The organism is Bradyrhizobium sp. MOS003 (assembly GCF_003020125.1).
Lineage (GTDB): Bacteria > Pseudomonadota > Alphaproteobacteria > Rhizobiales > Xanthobacteraceae > Bradyrhizobium.
The window spans coordinates 2,090,657-2,113,712 of sequence record NZ_PYFW01000001.1 but is presented as its reverse complement, the minus strand read 5'-3'; the positions used below and the strand labels follow the sequence as shown (position 1 = coordinate 2,113,712).

General features: G+C 63.9%; 23 protein-coding genes. 4 read left to right on the top strand and 19 right to left on the bottom strand.

Features of this window, described 5'->3' with window-relative positions; translation table 11 throughout:
- Window positions 1-698: 698 nt before the first annotated feature.
- The gene (locus tag C7G42_RS10185; RefSeq protein ID WP_106948764.1) at window positions 699-1,589 is read left to right on the top strand and encodes an MBL fold metallo-hydrolase; all 891 of its coding nucleotides are present in this window, start codon (window positions 699-701) and stop codon (window positions 1,587-1,589) included.
- Between the two features lie 108 nt (window positions 1,590-1,697).
- Here C7G42_RS10185 and C7G42_RS10180 read toward each other — a convergent pair whose 3' ends face one another.
- From C7G42_RS10180 to C7G42_RS10145, 8 genes are all read right to left on the bottom strand, one after another.
- Complete coding sequence (locus tag C7G42_RS10180) at window positions 1,698-2,615, bottom strand: polyphosphate kinase 2 family protein (RefSeq protein WP_106948763.1); 918 nt, start codon at window positions 2,613-2,615, stop codon at window positions 1,698-1,700.
- Window positions 2,575-3,594, bottom strand: coding sequence for a branched-chain amino acid ABC transporter permease (locus C7G42_RS10175; protein WP_106948762.1), 1,020 nt, complete (start codon window positions 3,592-3,594; stop codon window positions 2,575-2,577). The genes C7G42_RS10180 and C7G42_RS10175 overlap by 41 nt, the downstream gene beginning before the upstream one ends.
- Window positions 3,591-4,472, bottom strand: a complete 882-nt coding sequence (locus tag C7G42_RS10170) for a branched-chain amino acid ABC transporter permease (RefSeq protein ID WP_106948923.1) — start codon at window positions 4,470-4,472, stop codon at window positions 3,591-3,593. The genes C7G42_RS10175 and C7G42_RS10170 overlap by 4 nt, the downstream gene beginning before the upstream one ends.
- 5 nt (window positions 4,473-4,477) lie before the next feature.
- Complete coding sequence (locus C7G42_RS10165; RefSeq protein ID WP_106948761.1) at window positions 4,478-5,182, bottom strand: ABC transporter ATP-binding protein; 705 nt, start codon at window positions 5,180-5,182, stop codon at window positions 4,478-4,480.
- Window positions 5,182-5,952 carry an ABC transporter ATP-binding protein gene (locus C7G42_RS10160; RefSeq protein WP_106948760.1) on the bottom strand — a complete coding sequence of 257 codons (771 nt, stop codon included), beginning with the start codon at window positions 5,950-5,952 and terminating at the stop codon, window positions 5,182-5,184. The genes C7G42_RS10165 and C7G42_RS10160 overlap by 1 nt, the downstream gene beginning before the upstream one ends.
- 27 nt (window positions 5,953-5,979) lie before the next feature.
- Window positions 5,980-7,290 carry an ABC transporter substrate-binding protein gene (locus C7G42_RS10155; protein WP_106948759.1) on the bottom strand — a complete coding sequence of 437 codons (1,311 nt, stop codon included), beginning with the start codon at window positions 7,288-7,290 and terminating at the stop codon, window positions 5,980-5,982.
- Between the two features lie 93 nt (window positions 7,291-7,383).
- Window positions 7,384-8,088: an NUDIX hydrolase gene (locus C7G42_RS10150; RefSeq protein ID WP_106948758.1), complete on the bottom strand. Its 705-nt coding sequence runs from the start codon at window positions 8,086-8,088 to the stop codon at window positions 7,384-7,386.
- Between the two features lie 30 nt (window positions 8,089-8,118).
- Complete coding sequence (locus tag C7G42_RS10145) at window positions 8,119-9,141, bottom strand: ABC transporter substrate-binding protein (protein ID WP_199580757.1); 1,023 nt, start codon at window positions 9,139-9,141, stop codon at window positions 8,119-8,121.
- Window positions 9,142-9,279: 138 nt separating this feature from the next.
- Here C7G42_RS10145 and C7G42_RS10140 point away from each other — a divergent pair, with 138 nt between their 5' ends.
- A complete protein-coding gene (locus C7G42_RS10140) occupies window positions 9,280-9,729 on the top strand; it encodes a cupin domain-containing protein (RefSeq protein ID WP_106948756.1) in 450 nt (149 codons plus the stop codon).
- A gap of 55 nt (window positions 9,730-9,784) precedes the next feature.
- On the opposite strand, the gene C7G42_RS10135 is transcribed toward C7G42_RS10140, so the two are convergent.
- From C7G42_RS10135 to C7G42_RS10110, 6 genes are all read right to left on the bottom strand, one after another.
- Window positions 9,785-10,558 (bottom strand): anti-sigma factor family protein, encoded by a 774-nt coding sequence (locus C7G42_RS10135; RefSeq protein WP_106948755.1) that lies wholly within the window; start codon window positions 10,556-10,558, stop codon window positions 9,785-9,787.
- Window positions 10,555-11,073 (bottom strand): sigma-70 family RNA polymerase sigma factor, encoded by a 519-nt coding sequence (locus tag C7G42_RS10130; RefSeq protein ID WP_106948754.1) that lies wholly within the window; start codon window positions 11,071-11,073, stop codon window positions 10,555-10,557. The genes C7G42_RS10135 and C7G42_RS10130 overlap by 4 nt, the downstream gene beginning before the upstream one ends.
- Window positions 11,074-11,113: 40 nt before the next feature.
- Window positions 11,114-12,595, bottom strand: a complete 1,482-nt coding sequence (locus C7G42_RS10125; protein ID WP_106948753.1) for a YncE family protein — start codon at window positions 12,593-12,595, stop codon at window positions 11,114-11,116.
- 9 nt (window positions 12,596-12,604) lie between these two features.
- Complete coding sequence (locus C7G42_RS10120) at window positions 12,605-13,138, bottom strand: DUF305 domain-containing protein (protein ID WP_199580756.1); 534 nt, start codon at window positions 13,136-13,138, stop codon at window positions 12,605-12,607.
- 98 nt (window positions 13,139-13,236) lie between these two features.
- A complete protein-coding gene (locus C7G42_RS10115) occupies window positions 13,237-14,022 on the bottom strand; it encodes an ABC transporter permease (RefSeq protein ID WP_106948751.1) in 786 nt (261 codons plus the stop codon).
- Window positions 14,022-14,840, bottom strand: coding sequence for an ABC transporter ATP-binding protein (locus tag C7G42_RS10110; protein ID WP_106948750.1), 819 nt, complete (start codon window positions 14,838-14,840; stop codon window positions 14,022-14,024). The genes C7G42_RS10115 and C7G42_RS10110 overlap by 1 nt, the downstream gene beginning before the upstream one ends.
- A 132-nt stretch (window positions 14,841-14,972) precedes the next feature.
- On the opposite strand from C7G42_RS10110, the gene C7G42_RS10105 reads away from it, so the two are divergent.
- Entirely contained in the window at window positions 14,973-15,755 is a 783-nt protein-coding gene (locus tag C7G42_RS10105) for an ATP-binding cassette domain-containing protein (RefSeq protein WP_106948749.1), read from the top strand.
- The gene (locus C7G42_RS10100) at window positions 15,752-17,311 is read left to right on the top strand and encodes an ABC transporter permease/substrate-binding protein (protein WP_106948748.1); all 1,560 of its coding nucleotides are present in this window, start codon (window positions 15,752-15,754) and stop codon (window positions 17,309-17,311) included. Before C7G42_RS10105 ends, C7G42_RS10100 begins: the two co-directional genes overlap by 4 nt.
- 85 nt (window positions 17,312-17,396) lie before the next feature.
- Here the strand turns inward: C7G42_RS10100 and C7G42_RS10095 are convergent, their stop codons facing one another.
- From C7G42_RS10095 to C7G42_RS10075, 5 genes are all read right to left on the bottom strand, one after another.
- Window positions 17,397-19,109 (bottom strand): sulfatase-like hydrolase/transferase, encoded by a 1,713-nt coding sequence (locus tag C7G42_RS10095; RefSeq protein ID WP_106948747.1) that lies wholly within the window; start codon window positions 19,107-19,109, stop codon window positions 17,397-17,399.
- 244 nt (window positions 19,110-19,353) lie between these two features.
- Window positions 19,354-20,205 (bottom strand): SDR family oxidoreductase, encoded by an 852-nt coding sequence (locus tag C7G42_RS10090; RefSeq protein WP_106948746.1) that lies wholly within the window; start codon window positions 20,203-20,205, stop codon window positions 19,354-19,356.
- 161 nt (window positions 20,206-20,366) lie between these two features.
- A complete protein-coding gene (gene ilvC, locus C7G42_RS10085) occupies window positions 20,367-21,386 on the bottom strand; it encodes a ketol-acid reductoisomerase (protein ID WP_094893974.1) in 1,020 nt (339 codons plus the stop codon).
- A 147-nt stretch (window positions 21,387-21,533) separates the two neighbouring features.
- On the bottom strand, window positions 21,534-22,136 hold the full coding sequence (locus C7G42_RS10080) for a LysE family translocator (protein WP_199580754.1): 603 nt from the start codon (window positions 22,134-22,136) through the stop codon (window positions 21,534-21,536).
- 7 nt (window positions 22,137-22,143) lie between these two features.
- Window positions 22,144-23,019 carry an EamA family transporter gene (locus C7G42_RS10075; protein ID WP_106948744.1) on the bottom strand — a complete coding sequence of 292 codons (876 nt, stop codon included), beginning with the start codon at window positions 23,017-23,019 and terminating at the stop codon, window positions 22,144-22,146.
- Window positions 23,020-23,056: the final 37 nt, after the last annotated feature.

Here is a 23,056-nt window from a genome sequence, read left to right as displayed (position 1 = left end):
CGTCATGTCGGATGAGCGTTATTCGCCTCTCGCCTGTGTCAGAAGTTGGCCTTCGAGACGACATTCTCTTGGCATTTGCCGCAATGCAGGGTGGGGGAACCACGTGAGCGCCGTCTCGAAGGACGCGGCGCGTGCTCAGGTGGCGCAAGAGCCATATGCGATCGCTCCGTCATTCCGGGAGGCGGCCCGGAATGACGGCGAGGAGGAAGGAGGAGAAATGCAGGATGTCAAAGGCAGCTGTCGCGGTCGGCCTCGTCGAAGCCATCCACACGATCGGTGATGCAAGATACAGCGCCGGGAAGGTAGGGGCTCTGCCTGACTGATGCAGCCCGCTAAACCTTGACCCGGCGTGCCGTTCGCGGTTTCTGCCGCTATGCGATAGTCCGAACGAGCTCCATCACACTTAACGCGGCTGGATTTGCGGAGGTGGAGTCATAGACCTCCCCTTGCTCATGAGTTGGACGTTAACGTCGCTTGTTAGCGACCACCGGTATGCTCCTCCTGTGCCACAAGACTGTCAAGCGAGATCGATCGTGGGAGCTATCACAATTGACGCACCAGTTCCGCGGGGGCGGCTGGGCGCTGGATCATGGCGTATCCGCCTGCGACTCTATGCGGCGGAATAAAGTATTCCCGCCGGCGTTTGTGATGGCGAGGAGATCGCTCTCCCGCCCTCGTTCATTTTCAGAAAGTCAGACATGAAGATATCGATTTGCCTCACCGTACTCGCAGCAATTGTTGCCGGACCTGGACCCGCCGCCGCGCAAAATCCGCCGCAGACCTCGACCAAGAAGGTCGACGGCACCGACAACGTCTACGTCTTCCGCTATGGCGGGCATCAGTCGATCTTCATCGTGACGCCCCAGGGCGTGATCGCGACCGACCCGATCTCCTATCTGCGTCCCGCCAAGCCCTATATCGATGCGATCAAGGCAGTTACCGACAAGCCGATCAAATACGTCGTCTACAGCCACCATCATTACGATCACATCGCCGGCGGCCAGCCCTTCAAGGATCTCGGCGCCACCTTCATCGCGCATCGGCGGACCAAGGAGCGCTTCCTCGAGCTGAAGAGGCAGAAGTCGCTGCTCGCCGATGTCGTGATGCCGGACCAGGTGGTGGACGACAAGAAGAGCATTACGCTCGGCGGCACCACGCTGGAGCTGAACTATGTCGGCCGCAACCATTCCGACAATTCGCTGGTGATGCGCCTGCCGAAGGAGAAGATCGTTTTCGTGGTCGACTTCGCGCCGATCGAGCAGGTCCAGTTCCGCAACATTCCCGACAACGCCTCGCCGCTGGAATACATCGCCTCGCTGAAGAAGTTGGCGTCACTCGACTGGGAGCGGATGATCCCCGGCCATCCCTACGCCGGCGGCCGCTTCGGCACCAAGAAGGACATCGAGGACGACATCGCCTACATGGAGGATCTTTCCACCGAGGTGAAGAAGGCCGCAGATAGCGGCAAGTGCTTCGACACGGCAATGAAGGAAGTGAAGCTGCCGAAATACGAGAAATGGGCGAATTACGAAACCGCCCTCCCCGCAAATATCGAGCGCTTCTGCTACTGGTGGGCCCGCGGGTATTGAGGGCTTGCGCTGAACTCGTAGGGTGGGCAAAGCGAAGCGTGCCCACGCAAGTTAAAGGCGTGGGCACGGCGCAAGGGCGCCTTTGCCCACCCTACGGGAGCGGCGCCCTCACCGCTTCCCCTTGCCCTCTTTCTCCAGCGCCTTGCGAATCTGCTCGAACTCCTGCACCGACGCTTTGTCGGCGCGGGGGAAACGCAGGTCGAGCTTTTCGAGCGTGGCATTGATCACCGATCCGATCACGACGCGCGCGAACCATTTGTGGTCCGCGGGCACGACGTACCATGGCGCATGAGACGTGGCGGTATGCCGGACGATGTCCTGATAGACCGCCTGGTAGCGCGGCCACAGGGCGCGCTCCTTGATGTCGTCCATCGAGAACTTCCACTGCTTGGCCGGCTCCTCCAGCCGGTCGAGGAAGCGCTTGCGCTGCTCCTCCCTGGAGACATTGAGAAAGAACTTCAGCACCACGGTGCCGTTGCGGCAGAGATAGCGTTCCCAGGCGGCGATGTCCTCGAACCGCTCCTTCCAGATGTTCTTGGTGACGAGCTTCTGGGGCAGCTTTTCCTTGGCCAGCAGTTCCGGGTGGACGCGCGTGACCAGGCACTCCTCATAATGGGATCGGTTGAAGATGCCGATATGGCCGCGCTCGGGCAGCGCGACCGCATGACGCCAGAGAAAATCGTGGTCGAGCTCCTTGCTGCTCGGCGCCTTGAAGGCATGGACCTCGCAGCCCTGCGGGTTGATGCCCTCGAAAATCGCCTTGATCGCGGAGTCTTTGCCGGCCGCGTCCATGGCCTGGAACACGATCAGCAGCGACCAGCGGTCCTGCGCGTAGAGCTTCTCCTGAAATTCGACGAGGCGCTTCTTGTTGTCGTCGAGGATCGCCTGCGCCTTCTCCTTGTCGAGATCGTCCTTCTCGTCGGTCTTGTGATCCTTGAGATGGAACTTGCCCGATCCGTCGTAGCGGAACGGCGTGATGTAGCGGTCAAGTTCCTGGTCGAGCGATTTGGACGGCTTCTTGCTCATGAGCGCGGGGCACCTTGCGTTGCGGCTTCAGTCGGTCGAGCAGGCTACCAAGGATGCCCTTGGGAAGGAATATGATGAAAAGGACCAGCAGCACCCCATAGACGAGATTGTCCCAGCCGACCGCCTTGGTGCCGAAGCCGATGCGAAGGGTTTCCGCCAGCAGGATGGTGATCACGGCGCCAAAGGTCGGGCCGAGCGAGACGAACAGGCCGCCGACGATGGCCGCGAACACCATCTGGAGCGAGACTGCGATGCCGCTCACCGTGTCGGGGGTGATGAACATCTGATACTGGCAGTAGATCGCGCCCGCGAGCGCCGTCATCACCGCGCTGAGCAGCGTGATCTTCAGCTTCTCCGCGGTGACGTCGACGCCGGCGGCGGCCGCGGCGTCCTCGTCCTCGGAGATCGCCTCCAGCGCGTAGCGGCTCATGCTGCGGTCGACCCAGTGCCAGACCACGATGCCGAACAACCAGACCCCGAGTGCGATCAGATACCAGGTGATCTTGTCGTCGAATTGCAGCGCCAGCAGCTTGTTGCCGGACGCGCGGTTGGGCGTATAGCCGAGCGAGCCTCCTGTATAGTCGCGCGTCGCCGTGATGACCTGGAGCACGATGCCCGACAGCGCCAGCGTCACCAGCACGAAATAGTGTCCGGTGATGCGGAAGCGGAAGCAGGGATAGCCGACGATCAGCGCCAGCGCGCCGGCCGCGACCATGCTGACCGGGATGCCGATCCATGGCGAGACGCCCAAATGATTCCACAGGAGCGCGGTGACATAGGCGCCGATCCCCATGAAGCCGCCATGGCCGAGCGAGACGAGGCCGAATCGCCCCATCATCGACCACGATGTGTAGGCGAACGACCAGATCAGGATCAGCACCAGGATGTGCAGATGATAGGGGTCGCGATAGACGAAGGGCAGCGCAACCAGCGCCGCCAGTCCGATCCCCCAAGCCGCAAGCCGCCCCTGCTCCATCATCGGCGCCTCGCCAGCAGGCCCGCGGGCCGGATGAACATCATGACGATGAAGAAGGCGAAGGCGAGCACGTAGCCCCATTCGAGATCGGAGAACAGGCCGCCGAGCGAAATGATCTCGGCGAACACGAAGGCGGCGATGAAACCGCCGATGAAATTGCCGAGGCCGCCGAGCACGCAGATCAGGAAGGTGATCGGCCCGAAGGAGAGGCCGACGAAGGGATGCACGTCATATTGCAGCACCAGCAGGCAGGCAGCGAGCCCGGCCAACCCGCCGCCGATTGCAGAGGTGATGAGATAGATCCGCCTGGTGTCGACCCCCATCAACGCCATGATCTGCCGGTCCTGCGAGATGGCTCGGATCGCGGTGCCGGTGAAGGTGCGCGTCATGAACAGATAGACGCAGACCATGCCGACCAGCGCCGCCAGGAAGGACAGAAGTCGCGCATAGCTGAAATTCATGTCGCCGAACGCAAGCACCGGCAGGCGGATGCCGAGATTGCGGAAGTCGATGCCGAAGGCGACGGTGGCAAAGCTCTGCAGAACGAACAGAACACCGCCGGTGGCGAGCAGCTGGTTGATCGGCGGCGCGGTCAATAGCGGCGCGATCACGAGGAAATGCAGCGCGGCACCGAGCATCGCGACCAGCAAGATGGTGAACGGCGCGGCGACGAAATAGCTGAGGCCGTAATACTGCACCATGAAATACATGGCATACATGCCGATCATCACCAGCTCGGCATAGCAGATCCAGGTCACGTCGATGACGCCGAAGATCAGATTGAGCCCGAGCGCGAGCAGCGCAAGCACGCCGCCGAGCAGGATGCCGTTGATCACGGCCTCCAGCAGGTAGATGTCGAAGATGTCGAGAAACCCCTGCATGCCCATCACACCCCGAGATAAGCTTCCCTGACCGTGTCGCTTGCCAGCATCTCCGCGGACGTGCCGGATGCCCGGATCGTGCCCGCCTCGATCAAATAGGCGCGATCGACCACTTTCAGCACCTGCTGCACGTTCTGCTCGACGATCAGCACCGTCAGCCCGCTGGTGCGAATCCGCTTCACCAGCTCGAACACCTGCTGCACCACGACCGGCGCCAGGCCGGCCGAGGGCTCGTCGAGCAGCAGCAGCTTTGGATTGGACATCAGGGCGCGGCCGATCGCGCACATCTGCTGCTCGCCGCCGGACATGGTTCCGGCCATCTGGTGGCGGCGCTCCTTCAGGCGCGGAAACAGGCCGAACACGACCTCGAGCCGCTCGGCATAGCGGCTGCGCGCCTCCTTCATGAAGGCGCCCATCTTGAGATTGTCGTCGACCGAGAGCTGCGGAAACAGTCGCCGGTTCTCCGGCACATGCGCAATGCCGAGGCTGACGATCTTGTGCGGCGGCGTTGCCCCGACGTCGGTGCCCTCCATCCGGATCGAGCCGCGCGAGGGTCGGATCAGGCCGGAGATGACGCGCATCAGGGTGGTCTTGCCGGCGCCATTGGGACCGATGACGCCAACGGCTTCGCCGGCCTTGACGTCGAGATCGACGTCGAACAGCGCCTGGAACGTGCCGTAGCCGGCATTGACGCCGCGGAGCTCCAGCATCAGGCGCCTCCCGCGCGGCGGCGCGCTTCGGCCGCCGCGGCCTGCGTGGTCTCGGCATCGGTGCCGAGATAGACCTCGATGACGCGCGGATCGCCCGCGACCGCGCTCGGCAGGCCTTCCGATATCTTCTCGCCGTGATCGAGCACCATGACGCGGTCGACGACGCGCATCAAGACGCCCATGATGTGCTCGACCCAGATGATGGTGATGCCGAGCTCGTCGCGGATATTGCGCAGCATGTCGGCGGCCTGGTCCATTTCGGTTTCGTCGAGACCGCCGAGGCTCTCATCCGCAAGCAGCAGCTTTGGCGCAGTCGCGAGGGCTTTCGCCAGTTCGAGTTTCTTCAGCCCGGCCGCGCCAAGGCCATCGACGCTGGCATGGCGATCGGTCGGCAGGCCGACCATCGCCAGCGATCGTTCGGCCGCCTCCTCCGCCCTGGCACGGCTATGGCGGCCCTGGCCGTAAAAGCCGGCGAGCGCGACGTTCTCGAAAATGGTCAGGCGGCGGAACGGCCGCGGAATCTGGAAGGTGCGGCCGACGCCGCTGTTGATGATCCGGTGCGGTGCGAGGCCCGCGATCTCCGAGCCGTCGAACAGGATCGAGCCCGACGTCGGCGCCAGCGTGCCGGAGAGCATGTTGAAGATCGTGCTCTTGCCCGAACCGTTCGGCCCGATCAGGCCGAGGATCTCACCCTGATCGACCCGAAACGACACATTGTTGACGGCGGTGAAGCCGCCGAACCGCTTCACCAGCCCACTGACTTCCAGCACCGCCGCCCCTCCGTTGCCCCGCGCCCGTTACTGGTTGCTGTAGGTGGTACCCTTGGGCAGCGGCAGGACGGCGTCGCGCTGCGCCTGACTCTTGGGCCACACCACCGAGGACTTGTCGTCGATGTACTGGATCACGACCGGGAACGAGCGTTCGTTCTGGCCCGACATCGGCGTGCCCTCGCCGTAGAACTTGACGCCGAAGCCGAGCATGGTGCCGCCTTCGGGGATGTCGGTGTCGAGCGCGGCCTTGCGCAGCGCATCAGGATCGACCCCGCCATACTTCTTGATCGCGCGGGGCAGGACATCATTCATGAACACGAAGGTATTGGACGCGCCGATGCCGACATGCGCCGATCGGATGGCGACGCCCGGCCTGATCTTGTCGAACTCCTCGCCGACCATCTTGATCACGGCCGGAAGCTTCGGATCCATCGTCTTCTGGTTGGCGAGCCAGATCGAGATCGGGTCGGTGTTAAAGATGTAGGTGGCGTCGGCACCCATGCCTTCCTTCAGTTTCTCGTAGACGCCGTAACCTGCGCCATGCCCCATCAACGCGCCGAACTTCAAGCCCTGCTCGCGGGCCTGGCGCAACAGCAACGTGATGTCGGGGTTGTAGCCGGTGTGGAAGATCACGTCGGGCTTGGCGCGCTTCAATTTTGTCACCAGTGCGGACAGATCAGGCGCGGTGGCCGAATAGCCCTCCTTCATCACGACGTTGAAGCCCGCCTTCTTCGCACCGGCCTCGTTGCCCCTGGAGACGTCGACGCCATAGGCGCCGTCCTCGTGGATGATGGCGACGCGCAGGTCCTTCGGCTCCTTGTCGAACTTCGCCTTGGCGTTCTGCGCGATGAAATCCATCGTCATCATGCCGAACTGATCGCCGCTCGCCTGCGGGCGGAAGACGTATTTGTAGCCCTTGTCGTTGAACACGGCGGACGAGATGCAGGTCGTCATCCACATGAACTTCTTGAGCTGCTCGACGCGGGCTGCCACCGGCACGCATTGCGCCGAGGAGAAGAAGCCGAGCACCATGTCCACCTTCTCCTGCTCGAGCAGGCGGACGGATTCGTTGATCGCGATGTCAGGCTTGCTCTGCGCATCGGCGTAAACGGCCTCGATCTTGTAACCCTCGACGCCGGTCTTGGCGAAATGGTCGAGGATGATTTTTGCGCCGATATAGCCGAGCTCAGACCCGCCGCCCGCAAGAGGCCCGGTCAGGTCGAACACAACGCCGATCTTGATTTTCTTTTCCTGAGCCTCGGCCGAAGCCATCAAGCCAGTCGCCGATATCGCGACCAACAGCCCACGTACCAAGCGGGCAGCCATGCGCAGGCGCATCAAAACCTCCCTGGACGATTGTGCATTGCAATCTTTTTGCTTTTGCTTTTCCCCATCACATGGGCTGAACGCCGGGATGTCAAGCCTTGCGCGTCAGCGCGAGGCGAACTGCTGCTCGACGAAGGCCGTGACAAATCGCGGCATGGTCGGCGTGATGTCGCCGACCCCGCGCACGAGATGGATGGCCGACAATTCGGGCTCGTCCTCGCGGGCGAGGTTGGCCTCGATCCGGGCGCGCGCTTCTTCGCCTGACATATCCAGGTTGAGCACCTGCATCATCGCGATCGTGGGACCGGTGACAACGCAATGCCAGTCCGGCTCGGCGCGATAGTGCGCCGCCGTCAGGCCGGTCTCCTCCTCGAGCTCGCGGATGACGCTGCCGGGTATGTCGAGCGTGCCACCCCTGACGTCGTCGAGATCGGGCGTGCCCGATGGGAAATAGATGCGGCCTGCATTCGCGGTGTGCTGCGCCATCTCGCCCATCACGAAGGCACCATCGGACGTGCGCAGCGCGCCCATGCCGAAACCGTTGAACACGGGAGCGCCGGGAAAGCCCCAGTCGCGCCAGGCGAGGAAGCTCGCAAAATCGGTCTCGAAATAGGTCGCGGCGAAATGGCCGTTGGTGAACACAGGATCTCGCCCGATCAGGACGCGGCCGTTCCAGATCTTCGGCCGCTCGCGCTGCTTCTCGGCGAAATGAGCCGCGATCTCGTCGCGACGCTCTTCCGCGAACGGCCAGGCGATCGGCCGAACGGCAAGATCGAGCGTCGTGACGCGATGGATGATCGGTGACGTCATGAGGGGGCGACTAGCACGCCTTCGCGCCAGCTATTTGGCGCTCCCCGTCGTCTTGGCTTGCTCGACGTATTTGTTGGTGAAGGTCTTGCTGACGTCGATCTTGGCGTTGGCCACCTCGGGCGAGCCGACGCTGAACACCGCGAGCACGGCGTCCGCGCCCTTCGGGTCCATCTTGCCGGTCTCGGAGAACATCGGGATCGTGTTCTTCAGCGCGGCGAGATAGAGTTCCTTGTTCTTGCCGACCGTCTCCTCCGGCATCTTCGCCATGATCTCCTCAGGGCTGTGCGAATGGATCCAGGCGAGCGTGGCGAGGATCGCGTTGGTGAGAGCCTGCGTCTCCTTCTCGTGCTTGGCAACCCAGGCCGCGGTCGAGTACAGCGCGCCGCCGGGATATTCGCCGCCAAACGTCTCGAGCGTGTCCTTCTGCGTGCGGGTGTCGGAGAGGATGCGCAGATCCTTGTGGCTTCCCTGCAGCACGGTGACGGAGGGGTCGAGCATTACGGCGGCATCGATCTGGCCCTGCTCCATCGCGGCGACCGCGGTGGCACCGAGGCCGACGCCGATCACGGCGGCGCTGGTGGGATCGACACCATTCTTCTTGAGCATGTATTTCAGGAAGAAGTCGGTGGAGGAGCCGGGCGCGCTGACGCCGACCTTCTTGCCGGCGAGATCCTTGACCGACTTGATGTCGTTGGTACGCGAGGGCGCGACCACGAGCACGAGGCCGGGATAGCGGTCATAGACCACGAAAGCCTGGAGTTCCTGCTTCTTGGCGGCCAGATTGACGCAATGGTCGAAATAACCGGAGACCACGTCGGCGCTGCCGCCGAGCACGGCTTTGAGCGCGTCCGAGCCGCCCTTGAGGTCGACCAGTTCGACACTGAGGCCGGCCTTGTCGTACTCGCCGAGCTGCTTGGCCAGCACCGTCGGCAGATAGCACAGGCAGGAGCCGCCGCCGACCGCGATGGTGACCTTGCTTTGCGCTGCGGCAAATCCGGCGGTGAGCGTCAGCGCCAGCAGCGCGCCGGCGAGCCTGGCAATCGTGTTCTTCATTGGTTTCCTCCGTTCGGCCGGCGGCACCATAGAGCAGCGGGACGGGCTTGAGAAGCGCGGCCTAAAGCACTGGCCATCGGCCTTTTGGCGCAATAGCATGCGGCTACAACAACAAACTCATGATGGGGAGGATCATCCATGAATCGCCTTGCAATCGGGCTGTCGATCGCCGCCGCCTTTGCCGCCGGAGGCGGCGCGAACCAGCTGCTCCGGCCGGCGCTGGCCGCCGAGAACATCACCGCGCAGATCATCCACACCGGCGAGGCGGAAGGCGATGCGCTCGGGGCCGCCAACAATGTCGGCTATCGCTCGAAAATGTTCGCGAGCGCCGACGGCGCCACGATCTCGATCCAGGTCGGCAACGTGCCCAAGCACATGCATCCCAACACCAACGAGATCCAGTACATCCTGGACGGCACCGGCACGATCTGGCTCGGCGACAAGGAAGTGACGGTCAAGCCGGGCGACCTCGTCATCATCCCGAAGGGCACGCCGCATGGCGGCACCAAGCCGATCAGCGGACAGGTCAAGGCCATCGCGATCAAGACCCCACCGCAGGCGCCCGACGACACCAAGCTGCTGGATTGAGGCTTCGCGATCGGGGTTCGCGCCAATGCGCGGACCCGTTTCCCGGTTTCTGAAACTAGATCGGTCCCGCCTGTTTGCGGATCTCGTTTGCGATCGGCCTCAGGGTATCCCCCGGAAGCTGGCCGACGAGCGTATAGCCCATACCGCGATCCGCCCACGCGAAGCCCGCGATATCGCCGGCCGCGTGCGGCATCATCGGCGCATCCTGACTGCCGCTGTTCATTGGACGTGTCAGCATGACGAGACGATCGCCCTGATCATCGTCATACATGAACATCGCGGCCGGACCATGCGAGGTCGCAACCAAGCGCCCTCCCATCAGCCGATAGCCCGACGTGGAGAGATCAGGCACCTTGACCGCCCGCTTCAGCCGGCCGGACACCCATTGCGTGAGCTCGGCACTGTCGGAAGCACGTATTTCGACCGGCCGCACGCGATCCGGTGCGTAGACGCCGTAGGAGTAGGCCGCCTCCTGCGCCAATGCGGACAATCCGTTCGAACCGCCTTGCAACAGGCTGCGCACGGTCCACCCGCCGAGACCGCCGATGCTCACCAGCAATAGCGCCGCGATTGCCATCCATGCACGCAATGGACGTCGCTTTCGACCTTCAATGATGTGCGACAGGTTCAGTTCGGCCGGCACTGGTTCATCCGCAATCGATGCCAACGCACCGCGCAACTGCTCGCGCTGGCTGGCGAAGGCCGCGACGCGCCCGGCGGCATCCGGATGATCTTTCAGATAGGAAGCAACCTCTCCACGACGCTCGGGTGCAAGTGCCTGGTCCACGAAGGCGTGGAGATCATCTTCCGTGATCGGACGCTGGCTCATTTCATGCTCCGCAATTCCACGACATTCCCCGGTGCAACCCCCTCCATCTCCTGCTGCAACCTTTCCCGCGCGCGTGACAGGCGCGACATCACGGTCCCGACCGGCACATCCAGCAATTTCGCGGCGTCGGCGTAGGAAAAATCCTCGACTGCAACGAGCAACAGCACGGCCCGCTGCTCTTCCGGCAGCCTCGCGAGCTTGTTCAGGACGTCCTGGTAGATCAGCCTGTGCTCCTGTGCGGCGGCACTCGCGAGCTCGCGTTCGCCTGCATCATCGATCGGCATATGCCTTCCCCGCGTCGCGGCCTGACGGAATTGGGTGATCGCTAAATTGTGGAGGATAGTGAACAGCCAGGCGCGCACGCTGCCGTCACGCCGCTGATGCCAGCGGCTGACGGCGCGCTCCAGGCAATCCTGAACCAGATCGTCGGCGGTTGTGCGATCACGCATCAGCGCGCGCGCATAACGGCGGAGCGAGGGGATCAGCGGTTCGACCTGAACCAGCATGTCCTTCATGGAGTGCTCCGCCTGCCTTTCGTTGACGCCCGATGGCGTGTCATTGCGTCTCGATCTGGACCGCGCTGCGGGGCTCGGCCGCATCACCGGAGGCAATCACGAGATATCGCTTTCCGGAGGCCGCGGACTGATCGACGATCTGGCGGATCGGACCAGCCGCATTGACGATAGCTGATCCGGCCGGATTCGTCATGAAGACCGCAAGCGGCTGCAACGGGCCGCTTCCATCATCTCGATCCGCCAGCGCAAGCACGTATTTCTGCCTGGGTTGAAGTCCTGTCACCGAAGCCTGCAAGATCTGAATCAGGCCCTGGTCGAACAGCGAGACGCTGGTCGGCGCCGCGCCATCGTTCGATCCGTCCTTCGATCCGTCCTTGGGGCCCATCGAAAGATGGGCGACCTGGCCGGCTACGCCCAACGGCTGCAGATTCTGGCGGTCGTCCGGATTGGGCGCCGCGCCCGGAACGTAGGCGATCGCCTGCGGTGCCTGGCCGATCGGGACATTCGCAACCACGCTGTTGGTCGCCGTGTCGATCGCTGCGAGGGCGTCGGCGTTCTCGAGGCCGACATAAATGCGCGTGCCATCGCCAGACGGCCAGACGCCATGGGGCAGATTACCGACCGGGATCGTCGCGACCTGCGAGAAATCGTCCGTGCGGAAAACCTTCACCAGGTTCAGACCACCGACGGTGACATAGGCGAATGTGCCCTTGGCCGTGTGCGCGAAGTTGACGTGATTGGTTATAGGACCGGTGTCGATCGTCTTGATCAGGTTGAACGGCGGCTTCGCGTTGAACACCTGGGTCCGGCCGACATCCTTCAGCGTGAACCAGACCTGGTTTCCATTGGGCGTCGCCGCGATGTTCGGGCAGAACGGGCTCTCCTGCTTCACTTTGGCGATGATCTTGTGCTCGGCGACAGAAACAACATCGGTCTCGGGATTGAACGACGAGCAGATGTAGCCGTACTTGCCGTCGGGCGAAAAGATCTGCATCCCCGGCCCGTTGGGAGTCGTGATACGGGCCTTCTCCTTCAGGTTCTTGGCATCGATCACGGAGATGTAGTTTTCGCCGCGGACGGTGACCCACACCTCCTGGCCATCGGGGGTGTAGAACGCCTCGTGCGGCGACCGCCCAACATAAGTCGTGTGCTTGACCGCGTTGGTCGCGGTGTCGATGAAGGTCACCGAATTCGAGCCGATCGACACCACGGCAAGCGTCTTGTGATCGGGAGAGAAACCCATGCCGTGCACGAGAACCTGGCCCTTGTAAAGCGGACTGAAATTGCCGGGCTGCGGATCGCCCAGGCGGATCACACCAAGCAGCTTGTTGTCGACCGGATCTGTCACCGAGACCGTGTTCGAGAACTGCTCGGCCGCATAGACGCGATCGTGATGGCTGATCGGAATATCGGGGGCGGAGAGCGCGCCCGGCGCCTGCCCTGCCCATGCGGCCGAGCCGGTGGCGAGCATCGTGGCTGCCAGGAAAATGCTCTTCATGAGGTTGCCTTGCGACGTCTTCATCGATGACTCCTACTTCTTCATTCCGGCGGACATGTCCATCTTCATGCCCTGATGATGAACGTTTGCGGTGGAAACCGATGGCGGCTGCGTCGGGGCCGGCGTCGTGTCCGATGCAGGCTCGCCGATGGCGAGCTTCATCGCCGCGATCTCCTGCATCTGATCGACGATGATTTCCTGGGCGATGCGCCGTAGCTGTTCGTTCTTGCCGTAACGCAGTTCGATGACCGCCATGTCGATCGCGCCCTGATGATGCGGCTTCATCATCGCAACGAAGTCGCGATCGATATCGCCGGTCGGCTTGGCCGCCATGTCGTTCATCATCCTGGTCATCGCCGCGTCATTCTCTTCCAGGAACGCACGCTCATCCGCGCTGTGCGCAACCGATGGGGCGACCGGATGGTCTTCGTGCGCGAGCACGAGCGAGGGCAGTGCGAATGCTATGAGAATGCGGGCGCCGATGAGCGCCGTGCCGAGGCTGGGCCTCGGCCATCGGCATCTGCCCGCGAGCGCCGCAACGACGCGGCGAAACTGTAACTGGTGCATCCTGAACTCCCATGCAGGTGGTTGCATGGGGGTATGACGCGTGGGCGCGCGTTCTATTCCGGCCGGCCAATCACATAAATGTCAGCTGGCGATCGAGCCTAGCCGCGCCCGTCCACGGTCGGCCGCCACACCAACAGCCTCCGCTCGACCAGGGTCACCCCGAAGTCGATCAGGATGACGAACGCCGACAGCACGAACATGCCGGCGAATACGCCGGCGACATCGAATACGCCCTCGGCCTGCTGGATGAGATAGCCGAGGCCCGCGGCCGATCCCAGATATTCGCCGACGACCGCGCCGACCACGGCAAAGCCGACCGAGGTGTGCAGCGAGGAGAACATCCAGGACAGTGCCGAGGGCCAATAGACGTGCCGCATCAGCTGCCGCTCGCTCATGCCGAGCATGCGGCCATTGTCGAGCACCGTGCGGCTGACCTCCTTGACGCCCTGATAGACGTTGAAGAACACGATGAAGAACACCAGTGTCACGCCGAGTGCGACCTTGGACCAGATGCCGAGCCCCAGCCACAGCGCGAAGATCGGCGCCAGCACCACCCGGGGCAGCGCATTCACCATCTTGACGTAGGGGTCGAACACGGCGGCGACCAGCGGCTGGCGCGCGAACCAGAAGCCGACCAGCACACCACCGGCCGATCCGATCACGAAGGCCAGGAGCGACTCCGTCAGCGTGATGCCGAGATGTTTCCAGATCACGCCGGACGAGAACCATTTCACGATCTGGCTGAAGACGTCGAGCGGATTGGAGAAGAAGAACGGCGGCAGCAGGATCTTGCCGAACACGGGGACGGTCGACAGCACCTGCCACAGCACGATGCCGACAACTGCGACCAGGACTTGCAGCGCGAACAGTGTCGGACGCGACATCAGACCGCCTCTGCCGCTTGGGTGGATTGCGCGTAGCCCTTCATCACCTCGTCCTTGAGCACGCTCCAGATCTCGCGGTGGAGCGCGTGGAACTCCTTGTCCAGCCGCACCTCGAAGATGTCGCGCGGGCGCGGCAGGCCCACCCGCCAGTCGCCGATGATGCGCGAGGACGGACCGGCCGACATGATCACGACGCGGTCGGCGAGCGCGATCGCCTCCTCGAGATCATGTGTCACGAACAGCACCGCCTTGCGGTCGGCGCTCCAGAGGTCGAGCAGCAGATTGCCCATCACCTGCCGCGTCTGCGCATCCAGCGGCCCGAACGGCTCGTCCATCAGGAGAATCTTGGGGTCGCGGATCAGCACCTGCGCCAGTGCCACGCGTTTGCGCTGGCCGCCGGAAAGCATGTGCGGATAGCGGCCCGCAAAGGCGCCGAGGCCGACGGAGGTCAGCCATTGCTGCGCCCGCGGCAGCGCCTCACTGCGCGGCGTGCCCTGGACCTCGAGCCCGATCGCGACATTGTCGAGCGCCGTCTTCCACGGGAACAGCGCATCGGCCTGGAACAGATAGCCGGCATCCCGGTTCAGCCCGGCGAGCGGCCGGTCGAATATCCTGACGTTGCCGGCAGCTGGCTTCAGCAGCCCGGCCGCGACATTGAGCAGCGTGGATTTCCCGCAGCCGGTGGGCCCGACAATGGCGACGAACTCGCCTTGGGCAACAGTGAGATGGGCCTTCTCCACCGCCGTATAGACCCGCCCGTCCCCGAGCCGGAACGCGACCTTGGCATCTTCCAGCGCCACTGCCGTTGGCGTTGACATATGTTCCCTCCGAACCTGGCCCGATGCCATAGCCGCTCGCGCGGCCAAGTTCAATCAAGGCGCCAAGCGTGCTACGCATGGGCCTTCTCATTCCCTCCCTCCAGGGCGGGTCAGCGAAGTGAGCCCCGCCCGATGCCGTCCAGGCCGATGATCGGCTATGCCCAAATCACCAAGAGCTTCGGTGCGCTCAAGGCCGTGGACGAGGTCTCGCTCGACATCGCCGAGGGCCAATTTCTGGCGATCGTCGGCGGCTCGGGCTCCGGCAAGACCACACTTCTGCGGCTCGCCAACCGGCTGATCGAGGCCGACAGCGGCACCATCACGGTCGAGGGCGAGGACGTGCAAAACGTCGATCCGGTCGCGCTGCGGCGGCGGATCGGCTACGTGTTCCAGAGCGGCGGACTGTTTCCGCATCTGAGCGTGGCTGACAATATCGGGATCACGCCGAAACTGCTCGGCCGGCCGGCGGCGGATATCTCAGCGCGTGTCGACGAGCTGCTGGAGCTCGTGCAGCTCGACCGTGATGCCCATCGCGACCGTCTGCCGGAAGCGCTCTCCGGCGGCCAGCGCCAGCGCGTCGGCGTGGCGCGGGCGCTGGCGGCCAGGCCGCGCATCGTGCTGATGGACGAGCCGTTCGGCGCGCTCGATCCCCTCACCCGCGATGCGCTCGGCGACGATTATCGTTCGCTGCATCGCAAGCTCGGCCTGACCACCGTGATGATCACCCATGACATGACGGAGGCGATCCTGCTCGCCGACCGCATCGCGGTGATGCGCAGCGGACAGCTGCTTGCGCAGGGCACACCCGCCGAGCTGTCGAACAGCCGCGACGCCTACGTGCTGGAGCTGCTGCGCACGCCGCGGCGCCAGGTCGAGCGGCTGAACGCGCTGCTGCCACAAAGCGGTGCGGCATGAGCTTGCTCGCCGATCCGCGCTGGGGCGAAGCCTTGACGCATCTGCCCGATTATCTCGGCAATCATGTCCGGGTGAGCCTCGCCGCGCTCGCGCTCGGTCTCGCCGTCAGCCTGCCGCTGGCGATCCTGACGCGCAACCGCCCGGCGCCCCGCGCCATCCTGCTCGCACTCGCCAGCATCGTGCAGACGGTGCCGGGCCTGGCGCTGCTCGCGCTGTTCTACCCGCTGCTGCTGCTCGTCGCCTCGGTGACGCTGGCCTGGTTCGGCGTATCCTTCTCGGCGTTCGGCTTCCTGCCGGCGGTGCTGGCGCTGGCGCTTTATTCGATGCTGCCGGTGCTACGCAACGGCATCACCGGGCTCAACGGCATCGACCCCGCTCTAATCGAGGCTGCCAAGGGTGTCGGCATGACGGCGCGGCAGTCGCTGGTCACGGTCGAACTGCCGCTGGCGTTGCCGGTGATGATGGCGGGCATCCGAACCGCCGCGGTGTGGGTGATCGGTACCGCGACGCTGTCGACGCCGATCGGGCAGACCAGCCTCGGCAATTACATCTTTGCCGGGCTTCAAACCCAGAACTGGGTGTTCGTGCTGTTCGGCTGCTTTGCCTCGGCCCTGCTCGCGCTCGCGGTCGATCAGCTGCTCGGCCTGATCGAGAGCGGCCTGCGACGCCGCAGCCGTTTGCGCACCGGCCTCGGCGCGGCCGGCATCGCGGCGCTGGTCGCCGCCACGCTGGTGCCCACGATGGGGCGCTCGTCGCAGGGCTATGTTGTCGGCGCCAAGACCTTCGCCGAGCAATATGTGCTGTCGGCCCTGCTCAGGGACCGTCTGCAGGCCGCCGGTCTGCCCGCCAGCGCACGATCGGGCCTCGGCTCCAGCGTGATCTTCGGAGCGTTGAAGGCCGGCGACATCGATCTCTACATCGACTATTCCGGCACGCTCTGGGCCAACCAGCTTCACCGCACCGATATCAAGCCGCGCACAGAGCTGTTGGCGGATTTGAAGGCAAGCCTGGCAAAGGACAACATCACCCTGCTCGGCGAGCTCGGTTTCGAGAATGCCTATACGCTGGTGATCCCGAAGAAGCGCGCCGAAGCCCTTGGCATCCGCACCATCGCCGATCTCGCCGCGCACGCATCGACACTGTCGATTGCCGGCGACTACGAGTTCTTCTCGCGGCCGGAATGGGCGGCGCTGCAAAAGGCCTACGGCCTTTCGTTCAAGGCGCAGCGCCAGATGCAGCCCGACTTCATGTATGCGGCGGTCGCCAGCGGCGAGGTCGACGTCATCGCCGGCTACACCAGCGACGGGCTGATCGCGAAATACGATCTGATCTCGCTGGACGATCCCAGCCACGCGATCCCGCCCTACGATGCCATCCTGCTGCTGGCGCCGAAACGTGCCGGCGACGAGAAGCTTAAGGCGACGCTGCAACCGCTGCTCGGCAAGATCGACATCGCCACCATGCGCGAAGCGAACTTACGGGCCAGCGGCAATGACGCGAACTCGTCGCCGGATGCGGTGGCGAAGTGGTTGTGGGAGAAGGTGGGCGGGCAATAGGCGCGAACTTCGTAGGGTGGGCAAAGGCGCGCAAGCGCCGTGCCACGGTCTCTGGACGCTTGTGAGAGATGCAGCAATCACGGCCCTACAGCCCCCGGATCATTCCTGCCTCGATCAGCAGCCTGTTCAGCCGCCGCGCTTCGGCGCCGTCCTTGCAACTGTAGAACATGCCCTTGCAGCGGAGCATGATCTCCTTCTGCTCGGCAAAGGACGGGTCGAGCGGGATGCCGGCGGCTTCCTGGATCACCAGCGGCAGATAGGGGCCATCGATCGTGTCCATCACGGCCTCGCTTCTGACCGGCTCGAAATTGACGGCGTCGATTGCATAATAGGTCGCGTAGAGGCGCGGATCGTAGGCGTCGAGCTTCTTGCCGATGGCGCCCTCGTCGAGCCCGGGCTCGAGGATCGCAGGCGCAAACTCAGGCTGATGATCGCCGTAGCGCACGATCAGGAAGGGCTCGCCCGGAAAGTTCTTTTTCAGACCGGCGACGAACGCCTTGTACTGCTCGGCGCTCATCGCCTGACGACGCAGATATTCGTCGATCGACGCAACGTTGCCCGGCGCGCGCCAGTTCGGCAGCAGGTCGGGACGGAAGCGCGTCTCCCAGGGGAAATGATTGGCGCCGAGATAGATGAATGTGAACAGCGGCTTGTTGGGCGGCTGCTGACCCATCAGCTGGAGCGCCTTGTCATAGAAGAAGCCGTCGGGCTCGACGTCCTTGGCGTGGAGATCCTTGGAGTCGAAAAAGCGTTCGATGCCCGTCGTCATCTGGAAGCTGCGGGCGGCCATGAAGCCGCCATTGGCAGGATACAGCGACATCGTGTCGTAGCCGCAACGGCGCAGCGCCAGCGGCAGCCCGCGCTCGACGCGGTTCGAGGCGATGCGCGTCACGAAATAGGCGAAGCGGCCGAACGAGCGCGAGGAGAGGCCTGCGAGCACGTTGTATTCGGTGAACCAGCTCGGCCCGCCATTGCTCTCGGCCAGGAAGGTGCGCTGCCTGCCGTCCCAGGATTTGAAATGGCTGCCATAGCCCTGCGGCACCTTGATGCCCTGGGCGACGCGGATGTCGAAGCTCGATTCATCATGGATCATGATGATGTTCGGCCGGCGTCCGGCGGGATGGCAGGAATCGACCAGCGGCACGTTGAGCCGTTCGTTGGTCGCAGCGGCCGATTCCATGAAGCCGTATTGCACGAAGTCCGAGACCGAGCTGACGCCGGAGCGGAAGAACTTCGACAGATAGCCGTCGTCGTAATAGCCGCGCCAGGCTTCGTCCGGATGATACAGCGAATAGCCGACCAGCGCGGCGAGGCAGGCCAGCTTGCAGGCGAGCGCCGGCAGGCGGCGGATGCGGAACGGATCGAGCCACCACAGCGCATACATCAGCGGCAGCGTGACGAGGCCCGCCAGGATCACCGACCAGCGCAAATTCGGGAAGATCGTGAACAGGAACGCGACGGTGTCGCGGTCGATCATCATCAGGTCGATGAAGTTGACCGTCATCTGGACGACGTCGTGCTTGAGCCGCGACAGCAGCACCAGCACCACGACCAGGGTCAGCGACAGCGCGCCTGACAGCGCCGGCCGGCGCAGCAGCGTGATCCAGAAGAAATTCAGGATGCCCCAGGCCAGCGCGAAGGAGAGGCGCGAGCCGAAATCGGTCTCGGTCTCGTACATCAGCGCGAGAGCGGCCAGATGCGGCGCGGCAACCGCGAGCAGCCGCCAGATACCGAGCGCGGCGACGCTCGCCAGCATGGCGGTGGCGGCAGAAGGACCTGGATTGGGCGCGGACGCCATCGACGACACGCAACAGCTGGTCCGGCGCAATGAAACCTAGCCGTCTGGCCGGCCCAAGGGTGAAACAAGAGCGGCTAGGGCGTCCGGCGCAGCCGGAAGGCCTGCACCGTGTCATAAAACTGTAACGGAACGGTCAAGGACAGGCAATGCGCGCTGCGATCCGACCTTCGCTTAAACTTCGCGGGCGGCGATGGGCCGCAGGCAGGCAGCATCGCAGGACCGCCCGGGACGAGCTGAACGCCGGTCACCCCCGCGGCAGGAATCCCAGCCGCTTGGCGATGATGCGATCGACCGTCCGTTTCGGCAGCACGGCACCGATCAGATGCCGCAGCGGGTCCGGCGTGATCTGGTAGCGCACCTTGGGGCTTGCGGCCGTCAGCGCCTCGAACACGATCTCGGCGATCCGCTCGGCCGGCAGGCCCTTCGCCCCGAGGTCCATCATGAAGGCCATGACCTTGTTCAGCGCCGGCAGATAGGGCGAGGTCTGGTAGACGGAGAGATCGATCTGTTCGGCCTTGCTCCAGATCGGCGTCTTCACCGCGCCGGGGGCGACGATGATGACGTCGATGCCGAACAGCATCAATTCGCGGCGCAGGCTCTCGGATAGGCCTTCGATGGCGTGCTTGGAGGTGCAGTAGGGCGCCGACAGCGGATTGCCGTTCTTGCCAGCGACCGAGCTGATCATCACGATCCGCCCCTTCGGCCCCTTTAGCGACGGGTCGGCACCGAGCAGCGGCCCGAATGCCTGCGTCGCGATGACGGGGCCCATGACGTTGATGTCCATCTGGCGACGGAAATCATCCGCGGACAATTCGAGCACGGGACCCGCGACCGCGACGCCCGCATTGTTGACGAGGCCCGCCAGCGTCTCGCCATTCAGCGCCTCACGCACGTCCCGTGCAGCCGCGAGGACCGCGGCCTCGTCGGTGACGTCGAACAGCAATGGCGTGAAATCGGCGCCGAACTCGGCCTTGAGCCGCTCGGCATCGGCCTGCTTGCGAACGCTGCCGAAGACGCGATAGCCGCGCCCTATCAGGAGTTTTGCAGTAGCCCAGCCGATGCCGGTGGACGCACCGGTCACAACGACAGATCGCATGGTCTTCCCCCCTGGAGCCCCGCGATCATGCCTCGGAGTTCTGCCCGTGTCCCGGACAAGCGCAACGAAGCGGAGCGCAAAGCCGGAGCCCAGGAGCCGCATCGAACCCCGGATCAGCAGCGCATCACCAAAGTGCTGCGCTGCGTCCGGGGCACAACGACTTAGTTCTTCGACTTGTCGACCAGCGCGCCCTTCTTGATCCAGGGCATCATGTCACGCAGTTTCGCACCGACTTCCTCGATCGGGTGCTGGGCGAGCTTGGCGCGGGTCGCCTTGAACGAGGTCTGGTTGACCTTGTTTTCGAGCATCCAGTCGCGGGCGAACTTGCCGCCCTGGATGTCGGCGAGAACGCGCTTCATCTCGGCCTTGGTCTCGGCAGTGACGATGCGCGGACCGGTGACGTACTCGCCATACTCCGCAGTGTTGGAGATCGAGTAGTTCATGTTGGCAATGCCGCCTTCATAGATCAGGTCGACGATCAGCTTCACTTCGTGCAGGCACTCGAAATAGGCCATTTCCGGCGCGTAGCCGGCTTCGACCAGGGTCTCGTAACCGCCCTTGATCAGCTCGACCAGGCCGCCGCAGAGCACGACTTGCTCGCCGAACAGGTCGGTCTCGCACTCTTCCTTGAAGGTGGTCTCGATGATGCCGGCACGGCCACCGCCGACAGCCGAAGCGTAGGACAGGCCGAGGTCATGGGCGTTGCCCGAGACGTCCTTGGCGATCGCGATCAGGCAGGGCACGCCGCCACCGCGCTGATATTCCGAGCGCACGGTGTGGCCGGGGCCCTTCGGCGCGATCATGAGCACGTCGAGGTCGGCGCGCGGGTCGAGCAGGTTGAAGTGGACGTTGAGGCCGTGCGCGAACACGAGGGCGGCGCCCTTCTTCATGTTGTCGTGCAGGTGCTCACGGTAGATGTCGCCCTGGAGCTCGTCCGGGGTCAGCATCATGACGAGGTCGGCCCATTTGGCGGCTTCGGCGACGTCCATCACCTTGAAGCCGGCGGCTTCCGCTTTCTTGACCGAACCCGAATCCTTGCGCAGCGCGATGGCGACGTCCTTGACGCCGGAGTCCTTGAGGTTGAGCGCATGGGCGTGGCCCTGGCTGCCATAGCCGACGATGGCGACCTTCTTGCCCTTGATCAGGTTCAGGTCGGCGTCGCGATCGTAATAAACACGCATGGGTTGCTTCCTCGTTAGGGGCCAGAATCGGCCGTTGGTCAGGTCCGACTGCTCAAGTCTTGGACGGTGAAATTTGCGGATTTCGGGGGCTGTCTAGAGCATTTTCGCCCCCCTGGGAAACCCGTTTCTGCATGGAAATCCGCGACATCATGCATCCATGAAAACGGGGTAGAGAGAGGCCAGCAGCAGGATCGCCATCAGGATATTGAAGGCGCGGACCAGCCGCTCCGAGGTCAGGACCGGCCGTAACGCCGAGCCGAACAGGGCCCAGACCACGGTCGAGACGGTGCCGACGAGCAGGCTGATCAGGGTCTGGATCGCGATGTTGAGCGGGAATTGGGCGATCGCCGCATAGGCGGTGATGGTGCCGATCACGATCACCCAGCCCTTGGCATTGATCCATTGGAACATCGCCGCGCCCCAGAAGGTCATCGGGCCGCGGCCATCTCCCTCCCCCGGCCTGGCCGGGCCGGACATGGCGATCGCCGCGGCAAGATAGATCAGGTAGGCGGCACCGGCGTATTTCAGGATGGTCTGGAGGATCGGATAGGTCAGGAATATCGAGCCGAGCCCGAGGCCGACGGCGGCGACCATGAAGGCGAAGCCGAGGACGATGCCGACGATGTGGGGGATGGTGCGCCGGAAGCCGTAAGTCAGGCTGGAGGACAGCAGCATGATGTTGTTCGGCCCGGGCGTGAAGTACATCACGACCATGAAGACGAGGAAGGCATAGAAGAGCGAATAGGTCATCGCCACCTCACGCCGCCTTCGGCAGGATCTGCGGGCGCTTCACCAGCACCATCACCGCGATACCGCCGATCACCGTCAGCATGCCGGCCAGCCGCAAGGCTCCGAACCGCTCGCCGAACACGATGCTGGAGGCGGCCGAGCCGACGAACGGCACCAGCAACGCGAACGGCACCACTTGCGCTGCCGGGTAATCGCGCAGCAGCCGGCCCCACAGCCAATAGGCGATGCTGGTGGAGATGGCGCCGATCACCAACAGGCAGATCAAGCCGGTCAGCGACAGGTGGATCAGCGACTGGAACGTCGGCATTGGCCCGTTGACGACCAGCGCGAGCGCAAACAGCGGCACTGCGGCGGTGAGGCAGAGCCAGGCAAACAGATCGAACATCGGCGCGCCGCGGGCGCCGCGCAGCAGGAGATTGCCGACGGCAAAGCAGATCGGAGCGATCATCAGCACCGCAAATGCAGCGACACTGAAATCATAACCGACCGTGCCGCAGATCATGAGCAGGCCGATCGCAGCGATGCCGATGCCGAGCGTCTGGACCGGCGTCGGCCGTTCGCCGAAAGCGATCGCGGCAAATCCGATGGTGAACAGCGCCTGGCTCTGCACCACGACGCTGGTCAACCCCACCGGCACGCCATGGGCGATGCCGTAGGCCTGGCTGAGGAATTGACCGAGGAACAACGTGAAGCTGATCGCGATCAGACGCGACCATGCGACCTTGGGCTTGGGGATGAACAGGCACGGCAACGCGGCGATGGAAAAGCGCAACGCGGTCATCAGCTCCGGCGAAAGCTCGTCGAGCGCGATCCGGCTCGCCACGAAGGCAAGCCCCCAGATGATCGCCACCAGGATGGCGATGAGGATATCGGCCGGCTTCATTGTTGTTCTCGGCTCTGCCCTATCGTGCAGCCCTGTT